Annotated in this window: 19 protein-coding genes and 1 riboswitch; of the genes, 8 read left to right on the plus strand and 11 right to left on the minus strand. The window is 57.9% G+C overall.

Annotation, left to right across the window (positions count from 1 at the left end; genetic code table 11):
- Window positions 1-160: 160 nt before the first annotated feature.
- The gene (locus HMPREF2860_RS04585) at window positions 161-1144 is read right to left on the minus strand and encodes an HtaA protein (protein WP_224784255.1); all 984 of its coding nucleotides are present in this window, start codon (window positions 1142-1144) and stop codon (window positions 161-163) included.
- A gap of 380 nt (window positions 1145-1524) precedes the next feature.
- Window positions 1525-3231 (minus strand): phosphomethylpyrimidine synthase ThiC, encoded by a 1707-nt coding sequence (gene thiC / locus HMPREF2860_RS04590; RefSeq protein WP_070595825.1) that lies wholly within the window; start codon window positions 3229-3231, stop codon window positions 1525-1527.
- A riboswitch (TPP riboswitch) is annotated at window positions 3230-3351 on the minus strand. (Overlaps the previous gene by 2 nt.)
- 260 nt (window positions 3352-3611) lie before the next feature.
- On the opposite strand from thiC, the gene HMPREF2860_RS10870 reads away from it, so the two are divergent.
- The 4 genes from HMPREF2860_RS10870 to HMPREF2860_RS04610 all read left to right on the plus strand — a co-directional run bounded on the left by HMPREF2860_RS10870 (window position 3612) and on the right by HMPREF2860_RS04610 (window position 8375).
- Window positions 3612-4265, plus strand: a complete 654-nt coding sequence (locus HMPREF2860_RS10870) for a hypothetical protein (RefSeq protein WP_083309501.1) — start codon at window positions 3612-3614, stop codon at window positions 4263-4265.
- Window positions 4262-6109, plus strand: a complete 1848-nt coding sequence (locus tag HMPREF2860_RS04600; protein ID WP_070628626.1) for a hypothetical protein — start codon at window positions 4262-4264, stop codon at window positions 6107-6109. The genes HMPREF2860_RS10870 and HMPREF2860_RS04600 overlap by 4 nt, the downstream gene beginning before the upstream one ends.
- A 237-nt stretch (window positions 6110-6346) precedes the next feature.
- Window positions 6347-7843 (plus strand): MFS transporter, encoded by a 1497-nt coding sequence (locus HMPREF2860_RS04605; protein WP_038628262.1) that lies wholly within the window; start codon window positions 6347-6349, stop codon window positions 7841-7843.
- Window positions 7830-8375, plus strand: coding sequence for a TetR/AcrR family transcriptional regulator (locus tag HMPREF2860_RS04610; protein WP_038628259.1), 546 nt, complete (start codon window positions 7830-7832; stop codon window positions 8373-8375). Before HMPREF2860_RS04605 ends, HMPREF2860_RS04610 begins: the two co-directional genes overlap by 14 nt.
- 6 nt (window positions 8376-8381) lie before the next feature.
- On the opposite strand, the gene HMPREF2860_RS04615 is transcribed toward HMPREF2860_RS04610, so the two are convergent.
- Window positions 8382-9584, minus strand: a complete 1203-nt coding sequence (locus HMPREF2860_RS04615; RefSeq protein ID WP_038628255.1) for an alpha/beta hydrolase — start codon at window positions 9582-9584, stop codon at window positions 8382-8384.
- A 387-nt stretch (window positions 9585-9971) separates the two neighbouring features.
- Between HMPREF2860_RS04615 and HMPREF2860_RS04620 the strand changes: the two genes are divergently transcribed.
- A complete protein-coding gene (locus HMPREF2860_RS04620) occupies window positions 9972-11561 on the plus strand; it encodes a Re/Si-specific NAD(P)(+) transhydrogenase subunit alpha (RefSeq protein WP_038628253.1) in 1590 nt (529 codons plus the stop codon).
- A gap of 6 nt (window positions 11562-11567) precedes the next feature.
- The gene (locus tag HMPREF2860_RS04625; RefSeq protein ID WP_038628251.1) at window positions 11568-13043 is read left to right on the plus strand and encodes an NAD(P)(+) transhydrogenase (Re/Si-specific) subunit beta; all 1476 of its coding nucleotides are present in this window, start codon (window positions 11568-11570) and stop codon (window positions 13041-13043) included.
- Window positions 13044-13091: 48 nt separating this feature from the next.
- On the opposite strand, the gene HMPREF2860_RS04630 is transcribed toward HMPREF2860_RS04625, so the two are convergent.
- From HMPREF2860_RS04630 to HMPREF2860_RS04650, 5 genes are all read right to left on the minus strand, one after another.
- A complete protein-coding gene (locus HMPREF2860_RS04630; protein ID WP_038628248.1) occupies window positions 13092-13559 on the minus strand; it encodes a GNAT family N-acetyltransferase in 468 nt (155 codons plus the stop codon).
- Window positions 13560-13646: 87 nt separating this feature from the next.
- Complete coding sequence (locus HMPREF2860_RS04635; RefSeq protein WP_038628245.1) at window positions 13647-14531, minus strand: 5-oxoprolinase subunit C family protein; 885 nt, start codon at window positions 14529-14531, stop codon at window positions 13647-13649.
- A gap of 18 nt (window positions 14532-14549) precedes the next feature.
- Window positions 14550-15203, minus strand: a complete 654-nt coding sequence (locus tag HMPREF2860_RS04640; RefSeq protein WP_038628241.1) for a 5-oxoprolinase subunit B family protein — start codon at window positions 15201-15203, stop codon at window positions 14550-14552.
- A gap of 71 nt (window positions 15204-15274) precedes the next feature.
- Window positions 15275-16048, minus strand: a complete 774-nt coding sequence (locus HMPREF2860_RS04645) for a LamB/YcsF family protein (RefSeq protein WP_038628238.1) — start codon at window positions 16046-16048, stop codon at window positions 15275-15277.
- 89 nt (window positions 16049-16137) lie between these two features.
- A complete protein-coding gene (locus tag HMPREF2860_RS04650; protein ID WP_038628234.1) occupies window positions 16138-17349 on the minus strand; it encodes an NRAMP family divalent metal transporter in 1212 nt (403 codons plus the stop codon).
- A 148-nt stretch (window positions 17350-17497) separates the two neighbouring features.
- On the opposite strand from HMPREF2860_RS04650, the gene HMPREF2860_RS04655 reads away from it, so the two are divergent.
- Both HMPREF2860_RS04655 and HMPREF2860_RS04660 read left to right on the plus strand, forming a co-directional pair.
- On the plus strand, window positions 17498-18187 hold the full coding sequence (locus HMPREF2860_RS04655) for a GntR family transcriptional regulator (protein ID WP_038628232.1): 690 nt from the start codon (window positions 17498-17500) through the stop codon (window positions 18185-18187).
- Window positions 18188-18214: 27 nt separating this feature from the next.
- Window positions 18215-19180, plus strand: a complete 966-nt coding sequence (locus HMPREF2860_RS04660; RefSeq protein ID WP_235191238.1) for a quinone oxidoreductase family protein — start codon at window positions 18215-18217, stop codon at window positions 19178-19180.
- Window positions 19181-19193: 13 nt separating this feature from the next.
- Here HMPREF2860_RS04660 and HMPREF2860_RS04665 read toward each other — a convergent pair whose 3' ends face one another.
- The 3 genes from HMPREF2860_RS04665 to HMPREF2860_RS04675 form a co-directional block, all read right to left on the minus strand.
- Window positions 19194-19715: a hypothetical protein gene (locus HMPREF2860_RS04665; RefSeq protein ID WP_038628219.1), complete on the minus strand. Its 522-nt coding sequence runs from the start codon at window positions 19713-19715 to the stop codon at window positions 19194-19196.
- Window positions 19712-20029: a hypothetical protein gene (locus HMPREF2860_RS04670; RefSeq protein WP_038628215.1), complete on the minus strand. Its 318-nt coding sequence runs from the start codon at window positions 20027-20029 to the stop codon at window positions 19712-19714. Before HMPREF2860_RS04670 ends, HMPREF2860_RS04665 begins: the two co-directional genes overlap by 4 nt.
- Window positions 20030-20121: 92 nt before the next feature.
- Window positions 20122-20814: a metal-dependent transcriptional regulator gene (locus HMPREF2860_RS04675; RefSeq protein ID WP_038628213.1), complete on the minus strand. Its 693-nt coding sequence runs from the start codon at window positions 20812-20814 to the stop codon at window positions 20122-20124.
- Between the last annotated feature and the right edge of the window lie 2 nt (window positions 20815-20816).

The raw sequence follows: 20816 nt of genomic DNA on the forward strand, positions 1-20816 counted from the left end.
GCCGTCCCACGTTCCTCCTCATCGCTGGTAAGCGCCTCTATCTAATGTAGTGATTCCAATACGGCAGTGGTTACACCCCGCAAGAACCCACAAGGTATGACGGCTTACTTTGAACAAAGTGCCAGGAGGACGACAGTTGGCGGCCGTGATGGCCGGAGGACTATCGAATCTGTGAAATAGTGCCGATGGTCGTAATCAGCTGATCTCCATCGCTGTCGACCACGGCGGCTATGGGCATGCGCTCCATCTCATCCGGGCCGACATCGTAGCCCTGCGAGACCTCTGCCGTAATAATCTTTCCGGTCGGGCCTTCCTCAATGCGCGGATTACGAACGACCACATGAACCAGACTGAACTTCGCGGTGATGTGAACTTCTCCGCGGTAGCTCTCCCCTTCGACATCACTGTTGTCATTGTCGCGGGTGAATGAGACGACACCGGCCTCAGGCTCTAGGGCACCGTTCTTGGCAGTGACGCCACCACCCAGTGCGCCGAATACCTTCTCCAGCGCAGATACAGAAATTACTAAATCCTCGCTGGAGGGAGCCGGGGCATTCTTGCCCGGAGCATCCGAATAATTCAACGGGATGTAGATTTCCTCGGCCTCATTAATGGAGCCGGCTGCCGGGTAAACATAAATGCCCCAGTTTTCACCAGCTGGGGTCTCTGGCGGGTCAACAACAATGCGAGCCTCAAAGCTGCCGTCATCTGTCATCGGGGTAGCCTGACGAGCGATAGAACGTCGCATGTCGACGCCCTGGTTCGGTATCGCCTCGAGAGTTCCAGCCGGCGTGACCCAGGCAATGTTGTCGTGCGGATGTTTCCGCGACGAGGACGGAGCACCTTCACTTGGCTTCCAGGAGTCTGGGAACGCACTGTAGAGAACGTAAACGCCATTGGGCACACCCGGAGGAATTGGAAGCGGGTAACCACCACGGTTGGCCGACGGATTAAAACCACTGCCGCGAACAATGAGAACATCGCCGCGATGAACTGTGGCGCCTTCAGCTGGTGTGCCGTCCTCAAAAGTGACAGAAACTTCCGGGGATTCGACATACTGCGGATCCTGCGGCTGGAAGTTCTCCGCTGGATTAATCACATTGGGAAAGTTGTCTGGCACGATTGGCTTCGCAGTTTCAGCCATTGCTGGGGACACAAACGCTGAAAGGACCATGGCGCCGGACAGCGAAACCGCAGTAACACCTCTGCGCGCACTCTGCCTCACCGGTCGACGCTTGCCTTCTCCAACGGGCGATGATTCGGAGCCGGACGAAAGGCGAGTTTCGTGAGCCCCCGCAAGATGGCGGTGGGAATGATCGAAAGTCAAGAACTTCAGACTGTGCATACAAGCAATGTACACCTGCATATTAGGCTCACCTAACGCATTTATTAAGGCGCGCCTTATCCACCCCCGTTTGAGTCTCAACGCTGGGATTGGAAGAAATGGTTGAGAGCAAAAGAAAACCGCGGCCAAGCCCAATAGAGCTCGACCGCGGCTTGCTTCAGCAGCTTTGACGCAACCAATTACTCCGCGGTAATCGGCAGGTAGACGCGACCACCCTGATCAGTGAACTCCTGGGACTTCTCAGCCATGCCGGCCTCGATAGCTTCAACGGAGTCCAGGCCGTGTTCCTTCGCGTAGTCCTGCACATCCTTGGAAATACGCATGGAGCAGAACTTCGGACCACACATGGAACAGAAATGCGCGGTCTTTGCCGGCTCTGCGGGCAGGGTCTCATCGTGGTAATCCAGCGCAGTGTCCGGATCCAGAGCCAGTGCAAACTGGTCATGCCAACGGAACTCGAAGCGGGCCTTCGACAGCGCGTCGTCACGCTCCTGAGCGCGCGGCAGCCCCTTTGCCAGGTCAGCGGCATGCGCGGAAATCTTGTAAGTAATCACGCCGACCTTGACGTCGTCGCGGTTCGGCAGACCCAGGTGCTCCTTCGGCGTGACGTAGCAGAGCATGGCGGTACCAGCCTGCGCAATGATTGCCGCGCCGATAGCCGACGTGATGTGGTCATAGCCCGGTGCGATGTCGGTTGCCAGCGGGCCGAGGGTGTAGAACGGAGCTTCCTCACACCACTCCTCTTCCCACTTCACGTTGTCAGCGATCTTGTGCATCGGAACGTGGCCTGGGCCTTCAATCATGACCTGGCAGCCGCGGGACTTGGCGATCCTGGTCAGCTCGCCGAGGGTCCGCAGCTCAGCCAGCTGGGCCTCATCGTTAGCGTCGGCAATGGAGCCCGGACGTAGGCCGTCACCGAGGGAGAACGTGACATCGTACTGTGCCAGAATGTCGCACAGCTCAGCGAAGCGCGTGTAGAGGAAGCTCTCCTGGTGATGCGCGAGGCACCATGCGGCCATAATCGAACCACCGCGGGAGACAATGCCGGTAACGCGGTTGGCGGCCAGTGGCACGTAGCGCAGCAGCACACCCGCGTGAACGGTCATGTAGTCCACGCCCTGTTCGCACTGCTCAATGATGGTTTCGCGGTAGATTTCCCAGGTCAGCTTGGCCGGGTCACCCTTAACCTTCTCCAGCGCCTGGTAAATCGGCACCGTACCAACCGGCACCGGGGAGTTACGCAGAATCCACTCGCGGGTTTCGTGAATGTCCTTACCGGTGGACAGATCCATGATGGTGTCCGCGCCCCAACGGGTCGCCCACACCATCTTCTCCACCTCTTCGGAGATGGACGAAGTCACAGCCGAGTTACCAATGTTGGCGTTGATTTTGGTGGCAAAGCGCTTGCCAATAATCATCGGCTCGGTCTCCGGGTGCTTGTGGTTGGCCGGAATCACGGCACGCCCCGCAGCAACCTCTTCGCGAACAACTTCCGGATCCACATTTTCACGAGCGGCAATGAATGCCATCTCCGGGGTGACAATTCCCGCTCGGGCCCATGCCAGCTGCGTCTTGACCTTCGGGGCCTCCTCAGAGCCTGCAACCGCCGGCACTGCCGGAGCCTTCGGCCAAGAGTCACGAGTCTTAGCCAACCCCTCCTTCAGGTTCAGTTCCGGGTTTTCCTCGGTGTAAATACCCGAGGTGTCGTACGCATCGAAGTGAGTACCGTCCGTCAGGTTGATTCGACGGACTGGAATGCGCAGGTTCGCCTCACCGAAATCGTTGCTGAACGCAACCTCGTCGTAATGCTTGTTGCTGCGGTAAATCGGGCCAGTTGTAACCTCGCCCTCTTTCGGCGGAGCGGATACAGATACACGTGCGGCCATGAAGCAACACATCCCTTTCCTACGCTGGTATTACCCAGATTCAGGTTCGTCCGGTCGACGCTCGATCCCTAGCGTCCTCTCAGTGCCGGAATTTCGGTTGGCACTCCCGTGGTTTTGTAATGCGCCTCATAGTCTAACCAATCGTTCGGATTACTTCGGTCATTACACCCGCGCTGTCCACCAACGCTTAACGACGCCCCGGAGAACGCACCCCAAAGGTGCAGGTGGTGGCTACGCAGAGGCGTCGTTTTGCACGGCGACCGCGTTGTCCACACCCCTAAAAGTTATCCACAGCCGGTCTATTTTTTCGGCTTCTCAGCAAGCGCAATTACGACCGCGGTGTTATATCTTTCTCACACAAATTCTTTGGGGAGGGAAAATTGAAAAAGGCGACTACTGCCGCCCTACTGTCAGCACTTCTATGGGGAATAACGGGGACTAGTTGCGCATCGACCGAGGCATCCGGCAAAGACGTTCAGCCTGCCGGCGACAATGCGACAACCATCACTACTGACTCGGGCGTGACGTTACCCGCGGGTGTGCTTCCACCCAACAATCCGCCGGAGCCCGGTGATGCTCCACTTGGTCCCGATGGGCACTACAACTACGACGCACCCGAATTCGTCCTGACCAATCCGTGTGACGACCCTGAGATTATGGGGCGCCTCGACAGGCTGGGGTTCCGGGAGCAGACGTACATGGAGGGCCGAATCGAAGGTAATAAACAGATTGGCTGCGTTATCGAATCCGACGCTTCCGGCCTGTTGAGCATCTGGCATGCCGCGGTCGCTCACTCGCAACTCGAGCGCTACAGTGCCGAGCCTTTGGCTCATCACGAAGGAATTTTCAATTGGGTGACATTCACTCAAACAGAACCGCTCGGAAGCTCTGCCTGTATTGCTTCTGTCGAAACAGAACAAGGGGCTCTCGGATTCGTTATCGACACAACCGGACAAGATAGCCCTGACCCACAGCACCGACGATGCGCTCCCGTAAATGAGCTGTTAATTGATTACTTGGGGGAAGAATCATGATGCATGCCGTAATTCCAACAATCGACTCTGCAATTCAGAAGTTCAGTATTACGAATGTTCTAGCAAGCGGTTCCAGATTTATGCAGCCCAACTTGGCCGGCTACTCACAGGTTCCGTCACTCCAGCTGGTGGCGACAGAACACAGTCTCGCAATTTCCGGCAGTTCAGGAAGCTCTGCCGCCGTCGGCTTGTCTCTGGGCAAACAACTCACCTGGGCGCAAACGAATCTCGCTGACTTCCGTCGCGTGATCACTGAGCACGAATCCACCATGAATCGGATTCTTCGAAGCATTAACCCGTTCAATGGTGACGGCGCTTCCCTTGCTGAAGTAGCGCGCACAAGCGGTGTATTTCAGCGTCGGCCGATGTTTGAAGCTGGAAGTCTCACTTTCGCGCCAGTCACTCTTTCTGCGGAACTTGGTCTCGATGCGAAGTCCCTACTATCCATGTTTTCCTCGACAAATGACGGTGCCGTAGCCGAGGCAATCGCCTACTGGAACAACTTCGCCGACACTATGACCACGTTGGCCAGCAATCTAACCTCCATCTCATCCGGCTTGGTGTCGAGCAACAGCGGTGCTGTCTTCTCTGCTGCTGACTCAACAATGAAAGGTCTGGCCGCACGCGCTACCAGCATCGCCACCGCATCGGAGGTCATGGCCGGGCACCTTGCCGTATTGCCATCTGTGAAAGCGATGGCCGTCAATGCACTATCAGCGATCGAAGCCGAATCCAAGGCACTCCCAAACCCTGGCGCGCAAAAGGCTTTTGAACAGGCCGAGGTAGCAGCCTTTCTCTCTGGTCCGTATACCGCACAGCTACAGACAGCTATTCCCCGAATTCCTAACCTGGTTTCTGCCGATGCGGGAAGTGGTGTGACTGCCGAGGTGTCCGTTGGGGCCACAGTCGCCGGGCGTTCTGGAACTAGCCAGTTCAGCCTTTCGCCTGCGGGGATGACTGGAAGCATGCAGGCCGCCAGCACACCAGTTGGTGCCACCTCAACTGTTCCGGATTCTCCGACACCGCAATCCACAACCGCGAGCCCTTCCGCTCCTTCGCACTTGCAACCGAGCGCTTCGACTTTGTCGAACCCTACTAATCCGTCTGCTACCCCTGTGCACCCCGCATCACCTAGCAGCCCAACGAGCTCCACAATCTCGCCAACATCCCCGACCGGTAAATCAGCTATGGCTCAACCGAATGCGGCGAATCCAGCCATGGTCGCTCCTTCGGGGGCGAGCACCCCACTTCAACGCTCATCACCGCAAGGAGTTTCGCCTTACGGAGTTCACGGCAACCGGCCGGCTGGCTCCCTCGGTGCAGGACGCACTGCGGGACTCACACCAGCGGGCAATATCCCGGCACTGCCGTATTCTGGAAACTCAAGCCCCCGTCCCCCGGCCTCGGGATTTCCGGCTTCGAGTCCCGGTCGTATGCCAGCGCCGACAGCGGGTCGCGGGATGGGAACCGGCTTGGGTCCCGGGGTCGCTGGTTCTGCCTTGCCAACCGTCTCGAATAGCTCTGGACAGCGCGGAAGTGGATTGATGAATTCCCTAATCAGTGCGCGCAACAGTACTGCTACCGGAGCTACGGGTGCTGCTGGCGGAACCGCGGGCGCCGCTGCTGGAAACCGTGGCGCAGGGGCTTTCGCGGCCACCACTGCGGGCAGCCGTGGTGGATTGCTCCAAAAGGGTTCCGCACCGTCGGCACGCAAACTGACAAACGTGGCCACGATCAGGGATAACGATGCTGGCGCTTTCGAGCAGAACGAATACCAGAAGGAGCTTTTCGGGGATGCACCCATTACTATCCCGGCGGTGATTGGCCACAACGTCCGAGCGTAAAGTCAGCGCGTAAGCCTCCGAGCATAAAGTCAGCGCGTTCATGCTGACTTTTACCCGCTCGGGCGCCACGGGGGATCGAACGGCGTCCGTGAATTCGCACCTCAACAACGCCTGCAACTTAGACACTTTTTCACCGGCTCCTTGGGCGGGATCGGCTTACTTTTCTTGAAGTTTTAGGTCTAAATCAGCACCCTTTAGAGGTTGTAACTAAACCGAACGTTCGTTACAGTTACTGGAATGACAAGTACTGACCACGCCGCTTCCACGAGGGCTAATCCGCCCACTTCAGTCACCCACAGGTGGATCTTCCTCGCTATCATCAGCGCCGGCCTACTACTCATCGGCATAGATAACTCGGTGCTCTACACTGCTCTGCCGGTTCTGCGCGAGCAGCTCCACACAACCGAGTTAGAGGGCCTGTGGATCATCAACGCCTACCCACTGGTGATCTCCGCACTCCTCCTCGGCACAGGCACCCTGGGCGACCGCATCGGTCACCGCAAGATGTTTCTTGTGGGCCTGACAATTTTTGGCTTCTCTTCCCTGGCCGCGGCCTTTGCGCCGCACGCCTGGGCGCTGGTCATCGCCCGCGGCTGTCTAGGACTGGGCGCCGCGACCATGATGCCGGCGACCCTCGCACTGCTACGTGAGACCTTCCACCACCCTCGTGAACTTGCCACAGCTATTGGCATTTGGTCTGCCACGGCAACACTGGGTGCCGCCGCTGGCCCCGTCGTTGGCGGTTTCTTATTGGAGCACTTCTGGTGGGGCTCAATCTTCCTTATCAATATCCCTGTAGTAGTTTTCGCAATCATTGGCACGCTGATTTTTGCTCCGCCGAATCAGCCCAACCCAGCCAAGCGCTGGGATTTTCTCACCAGCCTCTACGCGATGCTGGCCATGCTGGGCCTGGTCTCGCTCATTAAGGAACTCGCTGGTCATCACTCCTCCACCGTCATCGTCGCGGCTATCGCCTGCGGGCTAGTGGGCGCGGTACTGTTTCAGCGTCGTCAGGCACGTCTCACTGAACCCCTCATCGACTTCTCCGTCTTCCGTTCGCGGATGTTTTCCGGTGGCGTGCTGGCAGCCGCGCTTGCCATGTTTGTCCTGGCAGGCGCCGAATTGATGACGACGCAGCGCTTCCAGATTTCCGTCGGATACACACCACTCGATGCGGGCTTGCTAGTTGCCACCGCGGCACTGGCGTCCTTGCCAGTTGGTGTCATCGGCGGCATGGTGCTGCATCGAGTGGGTTTCCGCACACTCATCACCGGCGGATTCCTCCTCAACGCCATCGGCCTGGCAGGCATGTACTACGGTGTTTCCTCGGGCAATTTCCCGCTCATGATCGCAGGACTGATACTGCTCGGCGCGGGCGCAGGTTCTGTGATGTCGGTGTCGTCGACCGCGATTATCGGCTCAGCCCCAAGGTCAAAGGCCGGCATGGCGGCGGCGATGGAATCCGTGTCCTACGAATTTGGCACACTGATCACCGTCGCAATCACAGGCAGCCTCCTACCCATGTTCTACGCCTTGTTCACGCCTGTCGACGCCAGCATCTCACTCACCGATGCACTTCACACGCCAGCGCTTAACGACGGCGCCCGCGCCGGCCTCGACAGTTCCTACCTGGCCATTTTGATTATGCTGGCTGTCGTTGCTGTCATTGCAGCGATTGCGACTGCGGTGGCATTCCGCGGCAACCCGAAGGAGACTGAATATGCGCACGAGTAAGCGCACTGCCATTCTCGACACAATCGTTGAGATTATCGAGACAAACGGCTTTTCCGAGGTCACCTACGAAAATGTCGCAACTCAATGCGGAATGAGTAAATCAGGGTTGATTTACCACTTCCCCTCCCGCGAAGACATGATTCGCAGCGTCCATGAGCACATGGCGCAGTTATGGGAAGAGGAGCTTATCGAAGCCGCGGGTGGGCCTGCGGAGGAGGTATCCCCCGCCAACCGCCTACGCGCAAACCTCCAGGTCTCGCTGGAGACAGCAACAAGGGCCGAGCTACTCATGTCCATCGACTCTGCCGCCGAACCGGAGCTGCGCGAGATCTGGACGCGCCTTTTGCGCCGGTGGAATCCGCCGGTAGAACAGATTGCCACCGATGAGGAAGCCTGCATGGCCTACGTTGTCCAAATGATTTCCGATGGACTCTGGGCCAACGACTATCTCAACGGCAATCAGCTCACGAAAGCACAGCGTAAGGCAATCGCCGAGGCCGCGGCAAAGCTGATTCCAGAGTCGATGGAGTAGCCAGCTCTAAACGCCCTTGCGCTGAACGTCCTTGAGCTCGGAGTCAGTAGCCAGGCCGTAGTTAGCACCCTCATAGACGGCCTTTGCTCGACTCGTTCCGCCGAGCACATACTCACTAAAGGACAGCACCAGCGAGCCAAGCACATTCTTAGACGGATCATCCAGGTAGGTGCCGTGGTAGGAACCGGTGACTACCGCTTCCCAGGCGGGCCCTTCAGCATCGCGGTAACCACGTCGATCCGCATCAAAAGGAACGATGTCCTCGTGCTCCGCAATGGCCACCAGGCTTGGAATCTCCGGCGGTGTGGAGATTAGTCCAGCGTCGGAAGGCCCTGGGGTGATGGCGACCAGACCGCGGGTGACCATATCGATACCCGCAGCCTGGAAGGCTTTATCCATCCTGTTGTTCAGGAAGATTGCGGAGCCACCACCCGCAGAGTGCCCGACCAACATCGTGCGGGAGAAATCGATCTTGCCTGCAAGTGGTGTGGACTCGTCCTCATTGGCCGCTGCGGCAACCGAAGCTGCCAGCACCATCTGTGGCGCGAACCAGTTGGTGAAGTTGTAGCCAAGAGCCACGACGTATCCGTGGCTTGCATAGAGTCGCGCTTGCGCGTCGTACATACCCGGCTCAGTACCAATGCCAGGGCTGAGAACCATCAGTGGCGCAGACTCCATGGAGTCAATATCCGCCGGGTAGATAAGCTGCGCGCCAACTGGGGAGGCGTTGGCCGATTCTGGCAGTACGTCATAACAGCCGGTGGTGCCGTGGAGACCGTGGAGGTCCCGCAGTACGCGGTTATAGATGGTGTAGACGACACCATCACATGGCATTGCTTCGCGGGTTGCGGCAACTGGATGGGAGCCCATCGCTCCGAACTCCTTGCGCAGCTGCCCCGCCTCTGGGGCGAACGGCTCGGTGATATGGCCACTTTCGCCACCGGAGATGACACGGTTCACGCCACCCATGACATCCACCAGACCACCGCCAATTTTGTCCACGGTTTCCGAGTTCTGGTAGTCAATAGTGCTTTCGCGTGCAGTGATGTCCGGTAGCTGACCAATGCGCGGTGCCGCCTGCGCTGGCACCTGTCCGCTGAGAACTACACCAGCTGCGAGCGAGAGAGCAACCACCTTCGAGAACGTACGCCCCTGCCCTCGGCGGGATGCCAACACGGTCTTTCCGGCGGCACTTAGTGAACCAATCATCGTTTTCCTTAACTCTTGCCAAAAACCTTGGAATACAAATCTACCTAATGCGTAACGACGTACGTAAAGACAGAAATATCCTCCCCCATACTTCACCCCTCAAACAATCATTCAGGCCGCTACAAATGTTCACTCTCGCTCAAAATTAACACCCTCACCCCCATTTCCTACCCCCTTTGCAAGAGTGTGCAAATTCAGAAAACCCACCTCACCACCGTTACCCACATATTTTTATTACCTTTTTCCACAAACGCCTCCGCTGCCTCCCCACCAGCGCATACCTTATTGGCACCAAGGAGAAAGCGGCCACGCCCACACTCACTGTTAACCGACAACCGAGTGCGCATGGCCCTTAATAAAACCCCCGAACAGAAAAGAACTCCCACAATGAGAATCGGCATCCCTTTAGAACCCGATCCCCAGCAAACAATTGTGGCTGCGACCCCGGAAACCGTCGGCAAACTCGTCAAGCTTGGCTACGAGGTCGCCGTGCAGGCTGACGCCGGCCTGGCTGCAAAGTTCACCAACGCGGACTACGAATCCGCCGGTGCCACCATTGTCGACGAGTCTGTCTGGCACAGCGATATCGTCGTAACGCTCGACACTCCGCCGGAGCAGTTCCGTGCACTGCTTAACGACGGTGCCATGCTGATTAGCCGACTTGCACCAGGCCGTAACGAAGAGCTGGTCGAAGAGCTCGCGCACTGCAACATCACTGCCCTTGCTATGGATGCAGTTCCCCGCATTTCCCGGGCACAGTCGATGGACGTGCTGTCGTCGATGGCCAACATCGGCGGCTACCGCGCAGTAGTCGAAGCGGCTTCTGCATATGGTCGCCTTTTCACTGGTCAGGTGACTGCCGCAGGCAAGATGCCACCAGCTACCGTTTACGTCATCGGCGCTGGTGTCGGCGGACTTGCCGCAATCGGTACCGCCAACTCTATGGGCGCGATTGTCAAGGCAACAGACCTGCGCCCTGAAGCCGGTGAACAGGTCGAATCGATGGGTGCAGAGTTCATCCCGATTCCGGCTGCCACTGAGAAGTCCGAAGATGGCTATGCCAAGGAAATGACCAATGATCAGGCTGCCGCTGCCGCGAAGCTCTACTCCGAGCAGTCCGCGCAAGCTGACATTGTCATCACCACCGCGAATATCCCGGGCCGCCGCTCTCCGCTGCTGCTGACTGCTGCCGATGTTGCAGCTATGAAGCCAGGCAGCGTCATCGTCGACATGGCTGCCGCCGGTGGCGGTAACTGCGAGGTGACCGTTCCAGGCAAGACTATTGTCACTGACAACGGGGTGACCATCATCGGTTACACCGACCTTGCAGGACGTCTGCCCGCACAGGCATCGTCGCTGTACGGCCAGAACATTTTCAACCTGTTCAAGCTGATTACGCCAGAAAAGGATGGCTCTCCAGTTCTCAATCTCGAGGACGAGATTATCCGTGGCATCACGGTGACAAAGGCTCGCCCACAGAATGGTGCCGGCGCTACCGGAGCTGAGATTCTCTGGCCACCACCGCCAATCAAGGTCGCTGTCACCCCTGCTGCCCCGCTGCAGGAACAGCAGGCTCAGCAGGCTGCATTAGAAGAGAATGCGCCGGAGAAGGTTTCTTTCATGGGATCGGGCCTGGGCTCGAAGATTGCTCTGGGTCTGACGGCACTGCTGGCAATTGTGGTTATGCTCAGCGCGCCGCACAGCGTGAGCGCCAACTTCATGGTTCTCACCTTGGCTATCGTGCTTGGCTTCTACGTGATCTCCGCGGTTACGCCACGCCTGCACACACCGCTGATGTCTGAGACCAACGCGATTTCCGGCATTGTTCTGGTGGGTGCGATTCTCCAGGTGGGAAGCTCCAACCTGCTGGTTTCCGGTCTCGCGTTCGCGGCCATCGTGGTCAGCTCCATCAATATCTTCGGCGGTTTCGCCGTCACCGACCGCATGCTTGGCATGTTCGTGAAAGAGGAGGCATAAAGTCTAATGGCTAGCATTGATACTGCTTCGCTTCTGGACTGGACCTACCGCCTGTCCAACGTCGGCTACATTGTCGCCGCTGTCCTGTTCCTCTCTGCCCTCTCGGGCCTGTCTAAGCCGGAGACCGCTCGCCGCGGAAACGCCTTCGGTATTGCCGGCATGGCTGTCGCCGTTGTCATTGCCATCTTTCAGGCACTCGTCACCGCTGACACCAAGCCGGATACTCACTTCTCCCCGCTGATTACCCTGATTCTCATCGCTGTCGCTATCGGCATCGGTGGTGTCATCGGTATCACCCGCGCACGCAGCGTTGCCATGACTGGTATGCCGCAGCTGATTGCACTGTTCAACGGTCTGGTTGGACTCGGCGCTATCTTCATCGGCTTCAACTCGTACATCTTCGCCGAAGATGTTGACACCGATGCCCTGAAGTTCCACTTCGGCGAGGTCTACATTGGCGTCTTCATCGGCGCTGTGACCTTCACTGGTTCCATCGTCGCTGGCCTGAAGCTGTCTGAGAAGATCAAGGGCTCGCCGCTGCTACTGCCGGGCCGCAATGCTCTGAACATTGCCATTCTGGTGGTCACTCTGGTTCTCCTGGCTGTCTTCATCGCAACCGGCACCGAGGGCGGCGCCATCGCATGGGCATGCATGGTTGCTGTGACTGCTTTGGGCCTGTTTTTGGGCTGGCACTTGGTCATCGCCATCGGTGGCGGCGACATGCCGGTTGTCGTGTCCATCATGAACTCGTACTCCGGTTGGGCCGCTGCTTTCACCGGCCTCATGCTTGGCAACCCGCTGCTCATCATCACCGGTGCGCTGGTTGGTTCCTCCGGCGCCTACCTGTCGTACATCATGTGTGAGGCCATGAACCGCTCCTTTGCAAACGTTATTCTGGGTGGCTTTGGCTCCGAGGCTTCGTCGGCAAGCGCTGTGGAAGGCTCCCACACTGAGGTCAACCACGAGGACACTGCAGAAATCCTGCGCAACGCGGACAAGATTCTCATTGCTCCGGGCTACGGTATGGCTGTGGCACAGGCTCAGTACGCCGTCGCCGATCTGGTACGCAATTTGCGTGCCGACGGTAAGGAAGTGGTCTTCGGTATCCACCCAGTCGCTGGCCGCCTGCCGGGTCACATGAACGTGCTGTTGGCAGAGGCCAAGGTTCCCTACGACATCGTGCTGGAGCTGGACGAGGTCAACGATGACTTCGCTGATGTGGATGTCACCCTGGTCATCGGTGCAAATGACACCGTCAACCCGATGGCAGAGCAGCCGGGCTCCCCGATTGCGGGTATGCCGGTACTGAAGGTGTGGGAATCTGAGCGCGTGATTGTTCTCAAGCGGTCGATGGGTTCGGGCTACTCGGGCGTGCAGAACCCGCTGTTCTTCAACGAAAACACCGACATGCTTATCGGCGATGCGAAGGCGAGCATCGACTCCCTGAATCGCATCCTGGCGGATTCGAAGGTCACCGCTTAAACCCGAAGTAAGCAACGCCGTACAAACCGGAGCCTAGGCGATTAGTTCCTAGGCTTCGCCACGGGCTGCATCACGAACCATGGTGATGTGCTCAATGCCGGCTTCCATGAAGGTCTCCCCGACCTCATGGAAGCCGGCTTTTGCGTACACAGCCTTCGCCTGCGTCTGGGCATGAAGAATCAGCCCCGTATCCGGGTGGTCAGCGATGACCTGCTGCAGCAGTTTCGAGGACAACCCCCTACCCCGGCTCGCAGCATCGACGACAACTCGGCCGATGGTGCGCGGGTAGCTCGACGAGTACTCATCGAGCGTGTCAATTACACGCAAGTACGCGATAATCTTGCGGGAGTCGTTGTCGTCGCGGATGAAATAGTGCTCTGCGGTATCTTCCAGGTCGCGCCAATCCATTTCCGGCTCCTCACAGGACTGCTCAAGATAGAACACGTCGGTACGCAGCGCCGAGATGGCATACGCATCGGTCGCACTGAGGTCGGAAAAAGAAGCTCTCTCAATCATGGTGGCTGATTTTACTGCGAAGTGCTGTGCGACTCTGACAGCTGGCAGACTTTGTGGCGCACCATCGCGCAGGATGACGCCGCAGACCTATGCCGCCCGCACCCGGCGGAATTTTACCTTCGCGCCGGGCACCAATTGCCCAGCTCTCGACAATGACGGCTCCGTCAGCACACCAATGACCGGATATCCACCCGTCGCCGGATGATCAGGACCGAAAATAATCGGCTGCCCCGATGCGGGCACTTGTATCGCACCGGGAACCATTCCCTCGCTGGCCAACTCATGGGTGACCTGGCGCTCAAGAGTAGTCCCACTCAGCCGAAGTCCGACGCGGTTGGCCTCTTGCGTCACGGTCCATGTCTCGTGAAAGAAATCACTGACACTTTCCGACGTAAACCAGTCCGCCCGAGGCCCAGGAACAACATCAAGACGGGCAGCCTCGCTCGACCAATGAGGAGCGGGATAAATTGCGATTGACGAACCCGTCGAATACTCCGGGTCGCCGACTGGCAAGACCTGACCAGCCTGCAAAGGCGCTGGACCGAGCTTGCCAAGCGTATCGTATGACCGCGACCCCAACACTTCCGCGACATCGATGCCCCCTCGAATCGCGACGTATCCACGAAGACCCGCATCGAAGGTACCAAGCCTCACAATCGCCTTCGCCCCGACCACAATTCGGCTATTCATCGAGGTTTTGATGACCTTGCCATCCTGCTCGACGGTCACCTCACCGTGGGCTCCTGCAAAGGAGATAATTGCCCCCTCCGCTACTTGGAACTCCAACCCGCCGACGACGCATTCGAGCACAGCGAGGTTTTCTTCGTTGACAACCATCCGGTTAGCAGCTGCCGCGGACTCGCGGTCGAACGCACCGGAGGTACTCACCCCCAAGCTCCCTTGCCCAGCACGGCCCCAATCCTGAATAGTCGTCAAAATACCGGGTCGAATAATCTCGATAGAATTCTTCATCTCTTCCGCACCCTTTTTCTACGCCGCACTCGCCGTAGAAGTCGCCTCAAATTGAACCTCAGCCCCGGGCTCAAGCAGCGCCGGATTGAGCCGATTTAAGTCCCACATCTCCACATCTGTATGCCCCAAGAGTTGCCAGCCACCGGGCGAATCGATGGGATACACACCTGCGAATTGGCCTGCAAGTCCGACAGAGCCCTTGGGAACTCGGGTGCGCGGCGTCGCAAGGCGGGGAATATCAAGCGGCTCTGGCCATCCCTGACCGCTCCCCCGCACCATGTAATAAAAGCCCGGCGCAAATCCACCGAACGCGGCCGTCCAAGGGCGCTCGCAGTGCCAATCAATTAACGCTTGGGGGCTCATCCCAAGGCTTTGTGCCAAGGATTCAAGGTCCGCGCCGTCATAGTGAACGGGAATCGTCACTGTCTTTCGCTTGTCGACGGTGTGCCTCTGCGTATTGTTGCCCTGCAGCGCGGTTTCGACTGCGCTGAGGTATCGACGAGCCGGCCCGCGAAAGCGAAGTAGGAGCGTTTGGGCTGCGGGTACCCTGTCAACGAGTCCCTCGATCTCAGCCGCCGCAGAGTGTGCACGAAGTACCTTCGCCAACGGATTGGCCGATGATGAATAGTCGATAAGCAGCGCATTTGTTCCCATAGGGCGAATCTCGGCCATGGCGGTGCTGATCCTTTCTTTCTTGCGAGGTTGAAAAACTGCGGTCGATAAGACCGGTGTACGAGTCCGCGCTATACGTGGGCAGCGACGGTAACTCCCGCGTCGACGAGACCTTGGCGAATCCTACGGGACAGTTCGACCGCGCCAGGGGTGTCTCCGTGCAAACAAATAGAGTTAGCCTGCACGGTCAACAGTGAACCGTCGTAAGCGGCGATTGGTTCCCCACTGGCCATTGCAATGACACGTTTGACGGCGGCATCGGGGTCTGCAATGACCGAGCCCGCGAGCGCTCGGGAAACTAGCGTTCCGTCGGAGTTGTATGCGCGGTCAGCAAAAGCTTCCCGAATCACAGGGAGGTCCGCATCGAGGCTGAGCCGTTCGATGACCGACCCCGGCTGCGCCATAATGGCAAGCCCATCTCCGCAGGTGGAGCGAGCGAGCAGGAGCGCCTCCACCACTGCAGTGGCCTGATTTTCGTCCACTGCGATGCGGTTATAGAGGGCACCGTGGGGTTTGACGTAGGAAACTTCGGTACCCACCGCCCGTGCACATGCCGATAGGGCACCAATCTGGTATACAGTTTCGGCTCGCAATTCTCGATGTGAGTAGTCCATGCGACGTCGTCCGAATCCGGCGAGATCGCGGTAGGCGACGTGTGCGCCGATGCGAATTCCGCGCGCGGCAGCTGCCTCACAGGTCTCCATCATGACGCTAGCGTCACCCGCGTGATACCCGCAAGCAACATTCGCACTGGTCACAATGTCCAGTAGAGCGATGTCATCCCCCATCTTCCATGAGCCGAAAGCTTCCCCGAGATCAGAGTTGAGATCGATAATGGCGCCCATAAACGTCGCCGCCCCTTCCAGGTAGTAATGCTGGTCTTTGTACCGTTGATATGTTGGTCCTCATCTGAGCTGTACGAAAAACCGGCCGATTAGCCGAGCATTTCAAACACGCCGCCGAACGAGCGCCACGCCAAGAACCAAGCGACTGCGACACCCACGATTCCGATAGCCGCTAACCACTTCGGGTACTTGTAGCCATTCATGAGGTCCGCACGGAACAGCGCGATGTAAATCAGCACAGTAACACCAATTGGTAGAACCAAACCGTTGAAGGCTCCGGCGAAAACCAACAGCGTCGCTGGAGCCGTACCGATGACACCGAAGAGCAGCGTGGAAATTGCAATTAGGACAATGGTGATCGTGTTTTGAGTCTTGGCACCAGCACCCGAGGAACGAGTCAGAAACGTTGCCGAGGTGTAGCTGGCACCCACAATCGACGAGATTCCCGCAGCCCACAGGACAACGCCAAAGAATCGCATACCCCAATCGCCTGCCGCAGCTTGGAATGCCTCTGCAGCGGGGTTTCCATCCGTATTGAGGACCACGCCACCCGCGACCACTCCCAAGACAGCTAGGAAAAGTAGGAAACGCATGATAGCCGTGACAATGATGCTCGTAACAGATGAGCGAGTGGTCTGCGCGAGGTGCTCCACACCGCTGGCGCCAGCGTCAAGCATGCGGTGAGCGCCAGCGTAAGTAATGTAACCGCCTACAGTGCCACCGACCAGCGTGATGATTGCCAGCAAGTCAATCGTGTCGGGCATGACCGTGTTCTTCAGTGCTTCTCCTACTGGTGGGTTAGAACTGAACGCCACAATTGCAGTGACCAGAATCATCACTACACCAAGCACGACGAGTGCCTTGTCCAGCGCCATACCCGCCCGTCGGGAGAGAAAGAAGCCAATGGCGAGGATTGCAGTAACAATGCCGCCAATCTTTGCGTCCACGCCCAACATCGCGTTCGCGCCAAGTCCAGCTCCGCCGACGTTGCCAATATTGAAGACCACACCACCGATGACAATGAGAATTGACATAAGCCAGCCCAACCCCGGAATCACGGCGTTGCCGAGCTCCTGTGCGCGGCGTCCAGAGACGGCGATTACTCGCCACACGTTGAGCTGAATCGCGATATCAAGAAGCACCGAGACCAAAATGGCAAAGGCGAAAGCCGCGCCAAGCTTGGCCGTAAAGGTTGCGGTCTGGGTGAGGAAGCCTGGCCCGATAGCACTGGTCGCCATCAGGAATACAGCGCCGAGGAGTGCCGTTCGACGCGCCTTGTGGGCAGATGTTGAAGCGTCCATAGCGTAAGGCCTTTCCCTACAAATCTGACAATCCCCACGTTGAAGGATTCCTACGTTGAAGATCGTCTGCACCGAGATTGTTGAACAATGTCTCGTATGTTAATTGGTGATGGCCGCCACACAAAAGTGCTTTAGTAGTCTGTATTACATGACTACCCCCGGAAACATCCTCGACGATCAGACCCACACGTCCTCTGGGGAAAAACAACATGACGTTTCAGTAGCGGATGCCACCGCAACTGTCCTGCGCCGAGAGATTCTCGCCGGAAAGCACTACAGCGGCGAGCAGCTCCGTGAAACCCAACTTGCTGCGCGACTACAGGTCAGTCGCAACACCATCCGACAGGCGTACCGGAAGCTGGAATCTGAGGGGCTACTCACTCACATCCCTCATCACGGCGTTTTTATCGCCTCCTTCGACAAAGAACGCATCCGCGAACTGTATGCTTTTCGCCATGTCGCCGAATGCGGAACACTGCGGTCGCTAAGCAAGAGCCAAGCAAAGCTCCTCGGCAAAGAGATTCTTTCTCTTTGTGGTTCGCAGTCATCATTGAACCTTCCCGAACGGAATAATGCCTTTCACCTCGCCATCGTCAGGGCTTCCGGGTCTCCCGACCTGTTAGCAACCGCCGAATCCATTCAGGCCCAACTCCGTCTTTGCTTCCTCTCCTACCCCCAAAGCATCGAACTCCATGCCCGATACGCCGATCGCCACATCAGTATCGCCAAGGTTCTCATCGAAGACACCCCGCACCACGCCGCCGACCTCCTCAGCGCCTACCTCAACGAGTCCTTCGACGCCGTCACCGCTGCCCTCCCACCTGCCACCCGTTCATAATTAGCAGCTAGGACTACAGTGATGGACATGGCAGCAAATTCAGGCAACGCATACGCAATGACCATTACGGAGTTCGGCCCCGCTGACATTTTCACCAGGACACCTATCGAGCCTGCAGAGCCCGGCCCCGGTGAAATCCTGGTCAAAACCACAGCCATCGGCGCAAACCCGCTGGACTACAAGATGCGCGATGGATCTTCCGGCCTGTGCGCAAAGTTCACCCCTCCCGCGGTGCTCGGACGTGAAGCCGCTGGCGAAGTCGTTGCCGTCGGCGAAGGTGTGGACAGCTTCGCCCCCGGCGACCGTGTCTTCGGCATGCGCAGCTTCGACGACTTCCGCGGCACCTACGCAACGCACAACGTCTTCCCCGCCGACGGTGTGGTCCGAACGCCCGATTCGCTTGACGACGTTACCGCTGCGGGCCTTGCCCTAGTGGGAATCACGGCGACCGTGGCTGTCGAGCAGCTTGCAAAGGTAAAAAGCGGTGACACCGTACTAATTCATGGTGCCGGTGGCGGTGTTGGCCAGCTGATGACGCAGCTGGCGGTCGCCCGTGGCGCAACTGTGTTGGCCAGTGCGTCGTCACGCCATCATGAAAAACTAGTGGGCTTTGGCGCGCAGCACATTGATTACACAGCGGAAGATGTATTCAAGGCTGTGCGCCAGCAGTTCCCCGAGGGCGTGGACGTTGTCCTTGACGGCGTGTATTTCGATACTTTCCTCCCCTCGCTGGATGTGTTGGCATCGGATGGTCGGATTGTGGCGCTGCCTTCGCTGGCCGATTTAACACCGGCGAAGGAACGCGGCATTGAGGCACACATCCCGGCTATTTCGAATGACACGACTATTTATGCAGACCTGGCCGACCGCGTGGTTGCCGGTGAGATTTCGCTTCCTATCGGCCTGACTAAAAATCTCACCGAGGTCGCGGAGGTCCACCGGGTATTGGAAGACGGACACGCTGACGGCAAGGTTGTGATGACCGTCGACTAATTCAAGTGCGTTACTACAGCTCGCGACGAGCGTTCTGATACGTCTTCGTCAGCGAGCACCAGAGCTCGTCGGCATCAGAGATGGCTTCCACCAGCTCCCGGTTAGTCATAGTTTCGCGCTGCTCGCGCAGTCGGTTGTTTAGCTTTCGAGCTCGAGAGAGCTCACCGCGTAGTTCGATGAGCTCCGGCGTAGCCTCTCCGGAGGCAAATACATCTTTGTAGATGGTGCCGACCCCCATTGTGGTGTTCACGTTGTCCCAGGCAGAGAGGATTGCGGTGAGCTGGTACTCGGTGTCCATGGCAATCTGCTGTAGCTCAGCGTGATTACGCTCGGCGAGCTCGTGCGCCTCAGCGCTGCGGCGCACACCGACCCACGCCTGGTATGCAATGAGAATCGCAAGCACCAAGCCCGCAACTGGCAATGCATATTGCAGAATCCACAGCGTGACACCGAAGAGCTGAACAATCAGGCCGAAGAAGAAAAATACGACAATGACCGTCGCGCACCCGTTGTCGGAGCCTGAGCGTTTACTCATCGCGGCGTCACCTCCGCCGCAGCATTCAAAATCGCATCGGCCCCCAGGTGGCTGGCGTAGCCAAGTCCGATGGCTGCTGCCAAAAGGAGTATTGCCAGCAACGTATAGACGATTGCCTCTTTGACGGTGCTAGTGACCGCAATGCGCTGCTCTTCGTAGTCCAGCAGTGCCCGCATATCTTTGGTCGAGGCATTCAAGCGGCGTTCGAGATTAGCCATGTGTTCCTGCTGCTCAGCAGGCGAGATAGCGATGGCATTGAGTGGCACATCAACGCTCTCGACACTGGCATATGCCTGTCGACGAGCACTCTTCACGCTGTCGAACGAAACTGACGGTGCGGGTGGCACTTTAGTTGGCCCAGTGAGATTCCGCGACACCTTATAGTAAGAGCGCGCTGCGGCCCTCGTCAGTTCGTTGTTGGAGTCGCCTTGATTGCCCATAGTGCCGAGTCTGCCACATGAATTTTCTTTGGCTCGGTATCGTCCACCTCATCGAGGATGGCAAAGACATGCATGCCTGCATATGGTGCGGCTTCGGCTCGGAGCACAGTCCCCGGTCCTACCCCTGATGTCGCCAAATAGCGCAGTAGTTCAGGGTCGGAGTCATTAATGCGATCGACTACCACCATCGCGCCGGCTTCGATATCCGTCAGGTCGGTGCGCACTGCGCTGGCGATGGTACCGCTTGCGCTGGGAATTGGATCGCCATGCGGATCGCGCTCAGGGAATCCCAGCATTGCATCAATGCGACTAATGAAATCATCCGAGACCGCATGTTCAAGCTTTTCGGCTTCCTCGTGAACCTCATCCCAGGTGTATCCCAGAGTCGAGACCAAGAAGCTTTCAATCAACCGGTGGCGACGCACCATGATTAGCGCAATGTCTCGCCCACGGTCCGACAGGCTAATGCCCCGATACGGCTCGTGGTTGACAAGGCCACGTGCAGCTAGCTTCTTTACAGCCTCGCTGGCGGTGGGCTTCTTTTCGCCCATCCGCTCAGCGACGTCGCCAAGTGCCACTTTTTCACCGGTGCGCTCGTGCAAATCCCAAATGACCTTGAGGTAGTCCTGGGTCTTTGCTGGTAAATCCTCCACGTGCATTC

The organism is Corynebacterium sp. HMSC064E10 (assembly GCF_001812505.1).
In the GTDB taxonomy this organism is placed as follows: Bacteria; Actinomycetota; Actinomycetes; order Mycobacteriales; family Mycobacteriaceae; genus Corynebacterium; species Corynebacterium amycolatum.